This window comes from Pseudomonas sp. LAP_36, assembly GCF_019456785.1.
In the GTDB taxonomy this organism is placed as follows: domain Bacteria; phylum Pseudomonadota; class Gammaproteobacteria; order Pseudomonadales; family Pseudomonadaceae; genus Aquipseudomonas; species Aquipseudomonas tritici.
Genome location: NZ_JAHZMS010000003.1, coordinates 283,188 through 295,295, shown reverse-complemented (window position 1 = coordinate 295,295; position 12,108 = coordinate 283,188). Strand labels below are relative to the sequence as shown.

Sequence of the window (12,108 nt, the reverse complement as noted above, 5' to 3'; positions counted from 1 at the left end):
TTTATCCTGGCAAGGATAGGCCGTAAGATGCCCCATCACGTGTACAGAAGCTGATCCCCTATGGCACCACGAGTAAAGACCAGCGAGCGCATTGTGCAAACCAGCCTGGAGCTTTTTAACCAGCAGGGCGAGCGCAGTGTGAGCACCAACCACATCGCCGCCCATATGGAAATTTCGCCGGGCAACCTGTACTACCACTTCCCCAACAAGCAGGCGATCATCGCCGTACTGTTTCGCGAATACGAAGCCCTGGTGGACAGTTTCTTGCGCCCGCCTCAAGGTCGCGCCATGGCCGTGGCGGATAAGCGCTTCTACCTGCAAGCCGTATTGGCCGGCATGTGGCGTTATCGTTTCCTGCACCGCGACCTCGAACACCTGTTGGAAAGCGATCCAGAACTGGCCACCGGCTATCGGCGTTTTTCCCAGCGCTGCCTGATCCAGGGCGGCGCGATTTACCAGGGGTTTGTCGATGCCGGCATCCTGAATATGGACCCGGTGCAAACCGAGGCGCTGACCCTCAATGCGTGGATTATCCTGACCTCCTGGGTGCGTTTTTTGTGCACGACCAACGAAAATTCCGCCCACTTGAGCGCCGAGGCCATCAAGCGCGGGGTGTATCAGGTGTTGGTGTTGGAGGCTGGGTTTGTCACGCCCCAGGCGAAAGAGGCCGTGGACGCCTTATTCAAAGAGTTTTACGTGCCGTTGAATCAGGCATTGGAAGAAGTGAAGTAGGACCTTTCTCGAATCTATTCATAGGAGGCCGTCATGCCGCTTGCCCAACTGATCAGCCCCCAGCAACTGGCCGAGCGCCAGAAGGCTGGCGGGTTGGTGATCCTGGATTGCCGCTTTGCCCTGGAAGACCCGGACTACGGGCGCTGCAGCTACGCCGAAGGGCATATCGAGGGCGCGCAGTATGCTGACTTGGAGCGGCATCTGAGCGGGCCAGTAACCAAGGGCGTGACCGGGCGTCATCCGTTGCCGGTGGCTGAAACGTTCGCTCGGCAATTACGGGCATGGGGCATCAGCGCTGACACCGATGTGGTGCTGTATGACGACGGTCCTGGCGCCTACGCCGCGCGGGCATGGTGGCTGTTGGTTTGGTTGGGCAAGCGTGATGGCGTGTTTATTCTGGATGGCGGCCTCAAGGCATGGCATGCCGCGGGTTTCCCGTTGAGCCTGGATGCGCCGGTCCTTGAAGCTGGGACTTTCGCGGGGACGCCGGACAATCGCCTGCTGCTCGATGCCGAACACCTGCAAAAACGCCTGGGCCAGCCGGGATTGACGCTGATCGATGCGCGCGCTCAACCGCGTTTTCGCGGCGAAGTGGAGCCTATCGATCCGATTGCCGGGCACATCCCTGGCGCGCAATGCGCGGCGTTTAACGAAAACCTGGGCAGCGACGGTCGCTTCCTGCCGGCAGATCAGCTTAAGCAGCGCTTTGCTGCCCAGCTCCAGGGGCGCTCGCCGGATGAACTCGTGGCGTATTGCGGTTCAGGCGTGACGGCCTGCCACAACCTGTTTGCGCTGAGCCTGGCGGGTTACCCGTTGGGTAAGTTGTATGCGGGGTCTTGGAGTGAGTGGATTACGGATCCGGAGCGGGCGATTGCTACCGGCGACTGAGCCTGTTGGGATGTAACCCAATCAAAATGGGGGAGCTGGCTTGCCTGCGATGAGGGAGTGTCAGTCACCGGTGGGTTGGCTGACCCACCGCTATCGCAGGCAAGCCCGCTCCCACATTTTTTAACTGTGTTGTGTCAGGAGCCATTGGGGGATGCGGCGCTCAAGGTAGTAGCTTGGTCGTTTGAGCGAACCCTCCACAAACCCCACATGCCCACCCTTGGCCGTCAGCTCAAACTCAGTGCAGTCCGACAGTTCGCCGGCCTCTGGCAGGCTATGGGCAAACACAAACGGATCATCCGCCGCCTGGATAATCAGGGTCGGCGTGCGGATGCCGCCCAGGTAATAACGACTCGATGCGCGGCGGTAATAATCCTCTGCACTCAGGTAGCCGTGCAGCGGCGCGGTGACGCGGCCATCGAAGTCCCAGAATGTGCGCATCTTCTCCAGTGAGCCCAGGGCTTCCAGGGTTTTAAGCCCGTCTGCCCGACCATCCTGTAGAAAACGGCTTTGCTTGACGCGGATATACGCGAGCATTTCACGCATGAAGTGCTTTTGATAAATCCGCGAAAAGCCCAGGCCGATCCGGTCTGCACATTGGTCCAGGCGAAACGGCACCGACACCGCCGCCGCGCCTTGCAGCCCCGACGCCTTTCCGGTTTCGCCCAAATGCTTGAGCAGCACATTGCCGCCCAGGGAATAACCCACCGCGTACAACGGCGCCAAAGGTCGCTTGGCGCGCAGATGAGCAATCGCTGCCGCCAGGTCTTCGCTGGCGCCAGAGTGGTAACTGCGTGCCAGCAGGTTCGGCTCACCCGAGCAACCGCGCCAGTTCAGCGCCACGCTGGCCCAGCCTTGAGCGGCGAGGGCTTTTTGCAAGCCCGCTACGTAGGGTGAGTTGGACGAACCGGTCAGCCCGTGCAGCACCAGCACCAGAGGTACTTGCGTGTCATGAGGCCCGTGCCAGTCGAGGTCGAGGAAGTCGCCGTCGTCCAGCCACAGGCGTTCGCGTTGGCGTTCGATATGAGTGGTGGGGCGGCACAGCGGCCCCCACAGCGTTTGCAAGTGTGGGTTGCCGAGGCCGAAGGCGGGGGTGAACGGGTCGGCGGAAGGGGTCATGACACTCTCTGCGGCAGGCACATTTAAGGGTGGCGAGCGAGCTTGCTCGCGTTGGGCTGCGCAGCAGCCCCATCAAGAACACCTCGGTTCTTCAGTCAGAACTCAGTTGCAGGTATTAGGGCTGCTGGGCAGCCCAACGGGAGCAAACTCCCTCGCCACAACAAGCCCTTTCACCCCAATTGAATCCAGCCAGAAAGATCAGGCGGCGGTTTCGACCACACGGTGCCACAACGCGTAATACACCCGGCCGGACTTCTGCTCCCGGTGCAGGCGCCACGCGCCCGGCAAGCCCAGCGTCGACGGCGCAGTCTCACTTTCAGTGTAGATCCACGCATCCGGCGCCAGCCATTGGCGTTCTTCCAGCAGCGCACACACGGTCGGCAGCAGGTTCTGGTTGAACGGTGGGTCGAGAAACACCACGTCGTACTCGCTGGCGGCTTGGGTTTCCAGGTAGCGCAGCGCGTCGGCGGTTTGCACCTGGCCGTTGGTGCAACGCAGGGTGCCCAAGTGTTCCTTGAGGCTGGAGACGGCCACATTGCTGGCGTCCAGTGCCTGCGCTTGGGCGGCACCACGGGACAGCGCCTCCAGGAACAGCGCGCCGCTGCCCGCGAACGGGTCCAGCACCTTGGCTCCCGCGATGTAAGGCGCGAGCCAGTTGAACAGGGTTTCGCGCACGCGATCCGGCGTCGGGCGCAGGCCTACGACGTCGGGGAAGCTCAGCTTGCGGCTGCCCCATTCGCCGCCAATGATGCGCAGCTGGCCCACACCGTTATGCACGTTGTGGACAGGTTTTTTCGGGCGAGATGAACTGGCCATTAATGCTCCGGAACCCCGAGCGGCTGCTCGGCGGGTTTATCAGTGGGGGGCGGTAGTGGCTTTTGCGCAATCGTCGGGCCGGCGGTCACGATGACCATCTTGTCGGCGCTCAAGTGTTTATTCATTGCAGCCTTGACCTGTTCTACGGTCAGGGCCTGGGATTGTTTCATGAAATCTTCCAGATAGCTCAGCGGCAGGTTGTAGAAACCCATCGCGCCCAGCTGCCCGACGATATCGGCGTTGCTCGCGGTAGACAGCGGGAAGCTGCCAGCCAGCTCACGCTTGGCGTCATCCAGTTCTTTTTGCGTCGGGCCGGTCTTGAGGTAGTCGGCCACCACATCCTCAACCAGGCGCAGGGTGCCGCCGCTCATTTCGGCGCGGGTCTGCAGATTGATCATGAACGGTCCGCGCACCTGCATCGGCGAGAAACCAGAGTACACGCCGTAGGTCAGGCCGCGCTTTTCACGCACTTCACTCATCAAGCGAGTGCCGAAACCGCCGCCGCCGAGGATCTGGTTGCCCAAGGACAAGGCTGCGTAGTCCGGGTCGGCGCGGTCGATACCCAGTTGCGCGAACAGCAGGTGCGTCTGCTTGGACGGGAACTCGATACGGGTCAGGCCGGGCTTGGGCTCGGTCGGCTGGGCGATTTTTGCCAGGGCTGGGCCTTTGGGCAGCGATGAGGAAATCTTGGCCGTCATGGCTTCAGCTTCGGCGCGGGTCAGGTCACCCACCACCGCAATCACCGCGTTGCCCGCTGCATAAGCCTTGGCGTGGAACGCCTGCAACTGCGCCAGGGTAATCTTCGGCACGCTTTGCGGCGTGCCTTCGCTCGGGTGAGCGTAAGGGTGGTCACCGTACAAGCGCTTGAACAGCTCGAGGCTCGCCAGCTTGCCAGGGTTTTGCTTCTGGTACTCAAAGCCGGCCAGGATCTGGTTCTTGATCCGCGCCAGGGAGTCGGCCGGGAAGGTGGGCTTGCCGATCACTTGATCAAACAGGGTCAAGGCGGCGTCGCGTTTATCGCTGTCGCTCAGGCTGCGCAGGGAAACCAGCGCCATGTCGCGAAATGCGCCATTGCCAAAGTCCGCGCCCAGGCCTTCAAAGTCGCGGGCAATCTGGCTCACGTCCTTGCCCGGCACGCCTTCGTTGAGCATGGCGTTGGTCATCAGCGCCAGGCCAGGCACGTCGCCGTCCTGGCTGCTGCCAGCGGCGAACAGGATGCGCACGTCGAACATCGGCAGTTCGTGGGCTTCGACGAACAGCACCTTGGCGCCTTCGGCGGTATTCCAGGTTTGCACGTCGAGCTTGCGGTTGGTCGGCGCCTTGCCGTCCAGTTCCGCCAGGGATTGCAGTGTGTTGCCCGATTGGGCTTTTTCCAGCGCCGGGCTCGCAACCGATTCAGTCGGGCGCAGGAAGTACACGGCGCCGGCGGCGATCAAGGTGACAGCGATCAGGCCTGGAAAGATCAGGCGGCTGTTTTTGCGATCACTCATGAGCGGTCTCCTGGGGCAGGACATGGGCGACGCTGAGACGTTCGCGGGTGAAATAGGTGCGCGCGGCTTTCTGGATATCTTCCGGGGTCACGCTTTGCAGGTCGGCGAGTTCGCTGTCCATCAGCTTCCAGGACAGGCCGACGGTTTCCAGCGAGCCGATGGCCGTAGCCTGGCTGGTGATGGAATCACGCTGGTAGACCAGGCCGGCAATGACCTGGGCGCGGATGCGTTCCAGTTCTTCGGCGGTCGGTGGTTTGGCTTTCAGCTCTTCCAGCAGGCGCCACAGGCCGGCTTCGGCTTGGGCCACGGTTTTCTTTTTCTGCTGGTTGGGGGTGGCGGTCAGCATGAACAGGGTGTCGCCACGGGTGTAGGCGTCGTAGTTGGTGGAGGCAGCGGAGACCAGTTCCTCGCCACGTTCCAACTGTTCCGAGATGCGTGCGCTGTAGCCGCCGTCCAGCAAGGCCGAGATCAGGCGCAGGGCCTGGACCGAGCGTTTGTCTTCGGCGGTGGCCAGGCCAGGCACGTTGAAGCCCAGGATCACGCTCGGCAGTTGGGTCTGCACGTGCATCGTCAGCAGGCGCTCGCCGGGCTCGGCCAGCTCCATCGGGATCTTGGCCGGTGGCACGTCACGCTTGGGGATCGGGCCGAAGTAACGTTGGGCCAGGGTTTTCACTTCGTCCGGGGTCACATCACCGACCACAACCAGGGTGGCGTTGTTCGGTACATACCAGGATTGGTACCAGTGGCGCAGCTCTTCGACCTTCATGCGGTCCAGGTCGGCCATCCAGCCGATGGTCGGCGTGTGATAACCGCTGGCCGGGAAGGCCATGGCCTTGAAGCGCTCATAGGCCTTGGACATCGGATTATCATCGGTGCGCAGGCGGCGCTCTTCCTTGATCACCTCGATCTCGCGGCTGAACTCGTCGGCCGGCAAGCGCAGGCTGGCCATGCGATCGGCTTCCAGTTCAAAGGCCACGCCCAGGCGGTCGCGGGCCAGCACTTGGTAATAAGCGGTGTAGTCGTCACTGGTGAACGCGTTTTCTTCGGCGCCGAGGTCGCGCAGGATCAGCGACGCTTCGCCGGGGCCCACTTTGGCGCTGCCCTTGAACATCATGTGCTCCAGGGCGTGAGACAAACCGGTCTGCCCCGGGGTTTCATAGCTCGAACCAACCTTGTACCAAACCTGGGAAACCACCACCGGAGCGCGATGGTCTTCGCGCACGACCACCTTGAGGCCGTTGTCGAGGGTGAATTCATGGGTGGGTTGTGGATCGGCAGCCAAGGCTGAAAGAGGCAGACAAACTGTACCGAACAGCAGGCCTGCGGCGCGGCGGGCTAGAGCATTCATTCGTTTTTAAACCTGTTGGGCTGCCCGCTTGGTCTTAGCGTCGGCGGGCGAGGAGGTGCTAGGATACTGATCCGACTAAGGGACGGCCACTGCGGCGGTCCTGTTGAGGCCCTATTTAGGCCTTACAAAATGTTGCGCATGAACGAGCTGGCTAAAAAACAGTCTGTTACGCATCGAATTTTATTTACCGAAGCGCCCCTTGGCGCGTCGCTACCTTGAGATAGCCGTCTCCATGTTTGGTTCCAACGACGACAAGAAGACCCCAGCTGCGGCTGGCGAGAAGAAAGGCCTGTTCGGATGGCTGCGCAAAAAGCCGCAGGAAACCGTCGCTGAACAGCCGCAGGTTCACGCTGAACCGATCCCAGACCCTATAGTAGAAGCCGAACCGGTCGCTGAAACGCCAGCGCCGGTGGTGTTGCCGATGGCTGAGCCGGTGTTGCAGCCGCTGGCAGAGGTTGAGCCAGAGCAAGAGCACAAGCCGTGGCCTGAGTTGCCGGTGGCCGAAGAGCCTGTGGCGTTGGTTGAAGATGTGCAGGCCGAGCATGTGGCACCGCCGATTCCGGCTGTGGCTGAGCCGGTTGAAATCGTGGTCGAAGCGCCGCCCGTCGTTGAAGTGCCTGCGCCAGTGGTCGTCGAACCCGCGCCTGTTGCCGTTGCCGCGCCTGCCGCCGTCGAGCCCGAGCCTGTCGCCGCCACTGCAGAAACCAGCAAAGCCGGCTTCTTCACCCGCCTCAAGCAAGGCCTGAGCAAAACCAGCGCCAGCATCGGCGAAGGCATGGCCAGCCTGTTCCTCGGCAAAAAAGTCATCGATGACGAACTGCTGGAAGACATCGAAACCCGTCTGCTCACCGCCGACGTGGGTGTCGAAGCCACTGCCGTGATCATCCAGAGCCTCACCCAGAAGGTCGCACGTAAGCAACTGACCGACGCCGACGCGCTGTACAAATCCCTGCAGGCCGAGTTGGCCGCGATGCTCAAGCCGGTGGAAGCGCCGCTGTTGATCACCCCGAACAAGCCGTTCGTGATCCTGGTCGTGGGCGTCAACGGCGCCGGCAAGACCACCACCATTGGTAAACTGGCCAAGAAACTGCAGTCGGAAGGCAAGAAGGTCATGCTGGCCGCTGGCGATACCTTCCGTGCTGCCGCGGTTGAGCAGCTGCAGGTCTGGGGCGAGCGCAACAAGATCCCGGTCATCGCCCAGCACACCGGCGCCGATTCCGCTTCGGTGATCTTCGATGCCGTGCAAGCCGCCAAGGCGCGCAACATCGACGTGCTGATCGCCGATACCGCCGGTCGCCTGCACACCAAAGACAATTTGATGGAAGAGCTGAAGAAAGTGCGCCGCGTGATCGGCAAGCTCGATGCAGACGCGCCGCACGAAGTGCTGCTGGTGCTCGACGCTGGTACCGGCCAGAACGCCATCAGCCAAGCCAAACAATTCAACCAGACGGTGCAACTGACCGGCCTGGCATTGACTAAGCTCGACGGCACGGCCAAGGGCGGTGTGATCTTCGCCCTGGCCAAACAGTTCGGGTTGCCGATTCGTTACATCGGCGTCGGTGAAGGCATCGACGACCTGCGCACCTTTGAAGCCGAACCCTTTGTACAGGCACTGTTTGCCGAGCGGGAGCGTTCATGATTCGATTCGAACAGGTCGGTAAACGCTATGCTAACGGGCATGTCGGCTTGCATGAGCTGAGCTTTCGAGTGCGTCGTGGCGAATTCTTGTTTGTCACCGGCCATTCCGGTGCAGGCAAAAGTACCTTGCTGCGCCTGCTGCTGGCCATGGAGCGCCCAACCACCGGCAAACTGCTGCTGGCGGGCCAGGATCTGGCCACTATCAGCAATGCGCAGATTCCCTTCCTGCGCCGCCAGATCGGCGTGGTGTTCCAGAACCACCAGTTGCTGTTCGACCGCACGGTGTTCAATAACATCGCGCTGCCGTTGCAGATCCTCGGGCTGTCCAAGGCCGAGATCGTCAAACGTGTGGATTCGGCCCTCGAGCGCGTGGCGCTGTCGGACAAGACCGACCTCTACCCCGGCGACCTGTCCACCGGCCAGCAACAGCGCGTCGGTATCGCCCGCGCCATTGTGCATCGCCCGGCCTTGCTGCTGGCGGATGAGCCCACCGGTAACCTCGACCCGCGACTGGCGGCCGAGATCATGGGGGTATTCGAAGACATCAACCGCCTGGGCACCAGCGTGCTGATCGCCAGCCATGACCTGGCGCTGATCGCACGCATGCGCCATCGCATGCTGACCCTGCAACGCGGCCGCCTGATCGGTGACGGGGAGGCCGGCGTATGAGTGCGACACGCAGCCCTAAAGTCTCCGAGCGCGTGGCGCCGAAACCGGCCGACCCGCAACCGCAGAAGAAGAAAAAACACGACGACGATGACGGCCCGGACTTCAGCACCTTGCTGCGTGCCTGGATCGAAAGCCATCGCGCCAGCTTGCTCGACAGCCTGCGTCGCCTGGGCAAGCAGCCGATTGGCAGCTTTTTCACCTGCCTGGTGATGGCCGTGGCCTTGAGCCTGCCGATGGGTTTGTCGTTGTTGCTCAACAATGTGGAGCGCCTGGGCGGTTCCTGGCAGCGCGCGGCGCAGATTTCCCTGTACTTGAACATCGACGCCAGCGCCAAAGACGGCGAGTCCTTGCGCGATGACATCAAGAATATGCCGGGCGTGGCAGAGGCTGAGTACATCAGCCGCGATCAGGCCCTTGAGGAGTTCCAGCAGCAGTCCGGCCTGGGCGAGGCGCTCAAGGAGCTGCCGCAGAACCCGCTGCCGGGCGTGGTTCTGGTAACGCCGAATGAAGTCGATAAGCCAGCGCTGGAAGCCCTGCGACAAAAACTCGCAGAGATGCCCAAGGTGCAACAGGCGCAACTTGATCTAGTCTGGGTTGAGCGGCTGGCGGCGATCCTTAAGCTGGGCGACCGGTTTGTGTTCGGTTTGACGGTGCTGTTGGTCTCTGCATTACTTTTGGTGATAGGTAATACCATTCGTCTTCATATTGAAAACCGTCGCACCGAGATAGAAGTGATTAAACTGGTCGGCGGCACGGACAGCTATGTGCGTCGTCCATTTCTGTACATGGGCGCGCTTTATGGCTTCGGTGCCGGGATTTTGTCCTGGGGCGTACTGGCGTTTGGCCTTGATTGGCTGAACGACGCGGTTGTCGGGCTTGCTGGGCTGTATGGCAGTGATTTCGCCTTGGCCGGTGTGCCGGTCGCCGATGGTTTGAGCCTCTTGCTTGGCGCAGTATTGTTGGGGTATATCGGTGCGTGGATTGCGGTTGCGCGGCACTTACGTGAGTTGGCACCGAAGTAGTTAATGTCAGATTAATGTGGTTACGTTGTATTGACCGTATCAGTGGTTTAGGGAACTTGTCCTACGGTTCCCGGTCAATTTTCGCAGTGCTGAACTGCACGAGTTATGTGAGTCGGAGGTTTTTTCGTATGACCACTTCTTTGCAACCTGCTTATGCCTTGGTGCCAGGTGCGAACCTGGAAGCCTATGTGCACACGGTGAACAGCATTCCATTGCTGACGCCTGAGCAGGAGCGTGAACTGGCCGAGAGTCTCTACTATGAGCAGGATTTGGGGGCGGCTCGGCAGATGGTGCTCGCCCACCTGCGTTTTGTCGTACATATCGCCCGTAGCTATAGTGGCTACGGCCTGGCCCAGGCTGACCTGATCCAGGAAGGCAACGTCGGCCTGATGAAGGCTGTAAAGCGCTTCAACCCTGAGATGGGTGTGCGTCTGGTGTCGTTTGCTGTGCACTGGATCAAGGCGGAAATTCACGAGTTCATCCTGCGCAACTGGCGCATCGTGAAAGTCGCGACCACCAAGGCCCAGCGCAAGCTGTTCTTCAACCTGCGCAGCCAGAAAAAGCGTTTGGCGTGGTTGAACAACGAGGAAGTCCACCGCGTGGCCGAAAGCCTCGGCGTGGAACCTCGTGAAGTGCGCGAGATGGAAAGCCGCCTGACCGGCCATGACATGGCCTTCGACCCGGCCGCCGAAGCGGACGACGACAGCGCTTTCCAATCGCCGGCCAATTACCTGGAAGACCACCGGTACGACCCGGCGCGTCAACTGGAGGATGCGGACTGGAGCGACAATTCCAACCACAACCTGCACGAAGCGTTGGAAGTGCTGGACGACCGCAGCCGTGACATCCTCTACCAGCGCTGGCTGGCAGAAGAAAAAGCCACGCTGCACGACCTGGCACAGAAGTATAACGTGTCGGCCGAGCGGATTCGTCAGCTTGAGAAAAGCGCGATGAATAAGCTAAAGTTGTCGATCGCCGCCTAAAACGCTGCGAAAAGCCAAAAAAATGCCCCGCTCGAAAGATCGGGGCATTTTTGTATGTATTAGAAAACCTGAAGCTCAACGCGGTTCACTGTGGGAGCTGGCTTGCCTGCGATAGCGGTGTGTCAGTTTCCAAAGGGTTATCTGGCAGGCCCTTATCGCAGGCAAGCCAGCTCCCACAGGAACCGTGTGGTGTCAGTCGGACCAGGGGGCTTTGCGCGAGTTATTCAACTCAACCAGATAACCCTCCCCACCCAGCTGGCTCATCTGCCGCCGAATCCACGCCGCGCGCCTTGCCACATACGCCGTCGGGTGGCTGGCACTCCAGACCCGAGGGTTAGGCAGTACAGCGGCCAAATAGCTGGCCTGCTGCCGCGAAAGGCCCTTGGCACTTACCCCAAAGTGATGCCGCGCTGCCGCTTCTGCACCAAACACTCCCTCATCCCACTCAACGCTGTTGAGGTACACCTCAAGAATCCGCTGCTTGGGCCACAACACCTCGATCAGCCCGGTAAACCACGCCTCCAGGCCTTTGCGCAAATAACTGCGGCCGGCCCACAGGAACAGGTTTTTCGACACCTGCTGGCTCAACGTGCTGGCGCCGCGTATCGAACCACCGCGCTCGTTGTGCTGGATCGCCGCCTGGATTGCGCCGAAATCAAAGCCCCAGTGCTGCGGGAAACGCTGGTCTTCACCGGCCATCACCGCCATTTTGAGGTCATCGGAGATCTCGTCCCACGGCACCCAGCTGCGCTGCAGGTCGATGGGCTCGCCGTCAAACCAGGATTCGACCTTGCGCTCCACCATCAGCGCAGTGAAGGGCGGCGGGACGAAGCGAAACAGCAGCACCAACAGCACACTGCCGATGGCGAACCATTTGACGACGTTGAGAAAGCGTTTGAAGAGGACACGCAGCATAGAGATGGCTTGGCCGAACCCGTTGAGCGGGCCATTATACAGACCCTGCCCGATGAGTCTGACTGGAGTTCCTCATGCTGCGTAGCTTTCTGATGCTGGCTGCCTTTTTCGGCTTCACCGGTGTCGCCCTTGGCGCCTTCGCCGCCCACGGCCTGAAGAATCGTCTGAGCGCCGAATACCTGGCGATCTTCCATACCGGCGTGACCTACCAACTGGTGCACACCCTGGCCCTGTTTGGCGTGGCACTGTTGGCTGCGCACATTCCGGGTCGGCTGGTCACCTGGGCGGGCATCTCCTTTGTCATCGGCATCCTGCTGTTCTCCGGCAGCCTGTATGTGCTGACGATGACCGGTATCAGCAAGCTCGGCATCATCACGCCATTTGGTGGCCTGGCTTTTCTGCTCGGCTGGTTCTTCCTTGGTTTGGCTGCCTGGCGTTTGCAGGCGATCTGACCGAGGGACTTGGGCCCGCTACGTCAATCGGGCTAGAAT

Annotated in this window: 12 protein-coding genes; 7 read left to right on the top strand and 5 right to left on the bottom strand. The window is 61.0% G+C overall.

From position 1 onward, the window contains the following. The first annotated feature begins 60 nt into the window (after nucleotides 1-60). Together JBO08_RS12440 and JBO08_RS12435 are read left to right on the top strand one after the other, a co-directional pair. Nucleotides 61-732, top strand: a complete 672-nt coding sequence (locus tag JBO08_RS12440; protein WP_065871966.1) for a TetR/AcrR family transcriptional regulator — start codon at nucleotides 61-63, stop codon at nucleotides 730-732. A gap of 33 nt (nucleotides 733-765) precedes the next feature. Next, a complete protein-coding gene (locus JBO08_RS12435; protein WP_065871965.1) occupies nucleotides 766-1,620 on the top strand; it encodes a sulfurtransferase in 855 nt (284 codons plus the stop codon). Between the two features lie 120 nt (nucleotides 1,621-1,740). On the opposite strand, the gene JBO08_RS12430 is transcribed toward JBO08_RS12435, so the two are convergent. From JBO08_RS12430 to JBO08_RS12415, 4 genes are all read right to left on the bottom strand, one after another. After that, nucleotides 1,741-2,736 (bottom strand): hydrolase, encoded by a 996-nt coding sequence (locus JBO08_RS12430; protein WP_065910010.1) that lies wholly within the window; start codon nucleotides 2,734-2,736, stop codon nucleotides 1,741-1,743. Between the two features lie 198 nt (nucleotides 2,737-2,934). Beyond that, entirely contained in the window at nucleotides 2,935-3,552 is a 618-nt protein-coding gene (gene rsmD / locus JBO08_RS12425; RefSeq protein ID WP_065880192.1) for a 16S rRNA (guanine(966)-N(2))-methyltransferase RsmD, read from the bottom strand. Next, nucleotides 3,552-5,042 carry a pitrilysin family protein gene (locus JBO08_RS12420; RefSeq protein WP_065880191.1) on the bottom strand — a complete coding sequence of 497 codons (1,491 nt, stop codon included), beginning with the start codon at nucleotides 5,040-5,042 and terminating at the stop codon, nucleotides 3,552-3,554. The genes rsmD and JBO08_RS12420 overlap by 1 nt, the downstream gene beginning before the upstream one ends. Beyond that, entirely contained in the window at nucleotides 5,035-6,390 is a 1,356-nt protein-coding gene (locus JBO08_RS12415; RefSeq protein WP_065871961.1) for a pitrilysin family protein, read from the bottom strand. Before JBO08_RS12415 ends, JBO08_RS12420 begins: the two co-directional genes overlap by 8 nt. 232 nt (nucleotides 6,391-6,622) lie before the next feature. Here JBO08_RS12415 and ftsY point away from each other — a divergent pair, with 232 nt between their 5' ends. The 4 genes from ftsY (at nucleotide 6,623) to rpoH (ending at nucleotide 10,702) form a co-directional block, all read left to right on the top strand. Beyond that, complete coding sequence (ftsY, locus tag JBO08_RS12410; protein WP_220074696.1) at nucleotides 6,623-8,029, top strand: signal recognition particle-docking protein FtsY; 1,407 nt, start codon at nucleotides 6,623-6,625, stop codon at nucleotides 8,027-8,029. Further along, nucleotides 8,026-8,697 carry a cell division ATP-binding protein FtsE gene (ftsE, locus tag JBO08_RS12405; protein ID WP_003213784.1) on the top strand — a complete coding sequence of 224 codons (672 nt, stop codon included), beginning with the start codon at nucleotides 8,026-8,028 and terminating at the stop codon, nucleotides 8,695-8,697. Before ftsY ends, ftsE begins: the two co-directional genes overlap by 4 nt. Then, a complete protein-coding gene (gene ftsX, locus JBO08_RS12400; RefSeq protein ID WP_065871959.1) occupies nucleotides 8,694-9,719 on the top strand; it encodes a permease-like cell division protein FtsX in 1,026 nt (341 codons plus the stop codon). Before ftsE ends, ftsX begins: the two co-directional genes overlap by 4 nt. A gap of 128 nt (nucleotides 9,720-9,847) precedes the next feature. Then, complete coding sequence (rpoH, locus tag JBO08_RS12395) at nucleotides 9,848-10,702, top strand: RNA polymerase sigma factor RpoH (RefSeq protein ID WP_003176698.1); 855 nt, start codon at nucleotides 9,848-9,850, stop codon at nucleotides 10,700-10,702. Nucleotides 10,703-10,894: 192 nt separating this feature from the next. Here rpoH and mtgA read toward each other — a convergent pair whose 3' ends face one another. Further along, nucleotides 10,895-11,617, bottom strand: a complete 723-nt coding sequence (gene mtgA, locus JBO08_RS12390; protein ID WP_220074697.1) for a monofunctional biosynthetic peptidoglycan transglycosylase — start codon at nucleotides 11,615-11,617, stop codon at nucleotides 10,895-10,897. Nucleotides 11,618-11,691: 74 nt separating this feature from the next. Here mtgA and JBO08_RS12385 point away from each other — a divergent pair, with 74 nt between their 5' ends. Continuing rightward, entirely contained in the window at nucleotides 11,692-12,069 is a 378-nt protein-coding gene (locus JBO08_RS12385) for a DUF423 domain-containing protein (protein WP_065871957.1), read from the top strand. The last annotated feature ends 39 nt before the right edge of the window (nucleotides 12,070-12,108 follow it).

Coding starts and splice junctions, on each gene's coding strand:
- JBO08_RS12435 (WP_065871965.1), top strand. CDS start 766: ATGCCGCTTGCCCAACTGATCAGCCCCCAGCAACTGGCCGAGCGCCAG.
- ftsE (WP_003213784.1), top strand. CDS start 8,026: ATGATTCGATTCGAACAGGTCGGTAAACGCTATGCTAACGGGCATGTC.
- rpoH (WP_003176698.1), top strand. CDS start 9,848: ATGACCACTTCTTTGCAACCTGCTTATGCCTTGGTGCCAGGTGCGAAC.
- JBO08_RS12440 (WP_065871966.1), top strand. CDS start 61: ATGGCACCACGAGTAAAGACCAGCGAGCGCATTGTGCAAACCAGCCTG.
- rsmD (WP_065880192.1), bottom strand. CDS start 3,552: ATGGCCAGTTCATCTCGCCCGAAAAAACCTGTCCACAACGTGCATAAC.
- ftsX (WP_065871959.1), top strand. CDS start 8,694: ATGAGTGCGACACGCAGCCCTAAAGTCTCCGAGCGCGTGGCGCCGAAA.
- mtgA (WP_220074697.1), bottom strand. CDS start 11,617: ATGCTGCGTGTCCTCTTCAAACGCTTTCTCAACGTCGTCAAATGGTTC.
- JBO08_RS12415 (WP_065871961.1), bottom strand. CDS start 6,390: ATGAATGCTCTAGCCCGCCGCGCCGCAGGCCTGCTGTTCGGTACAGTT.
- JBO08_RS12430 (WP_065910010.1), bottom strand. CDS start 2,736: ATGACCCCTTCCGCCGACCCGTTCACCCCCGCCTTCGGCCTCGGCAAC.
- JBO08_RS12385 (WP_065871957.1), top strand. CDS start 11,692: ATGCTGCGTAGCTTTCTGATGCTGGCTGCCTTTTTCGGCTTCACCGGT.
- ftsY (WP_220074696.1), top strand. CDS start 6,623: ATGTTTGGTTCCAACGACGACAAGAAGACCCCAGCTGCGGCTGGCGAG.
- JBO08_RS12420 (WP_065880191.1), bottom strand. CDS start 5,042: ATGAGTGATCGCAAAAACAGCCGCCTGATCTTTCCAGGCCTGATCGCT.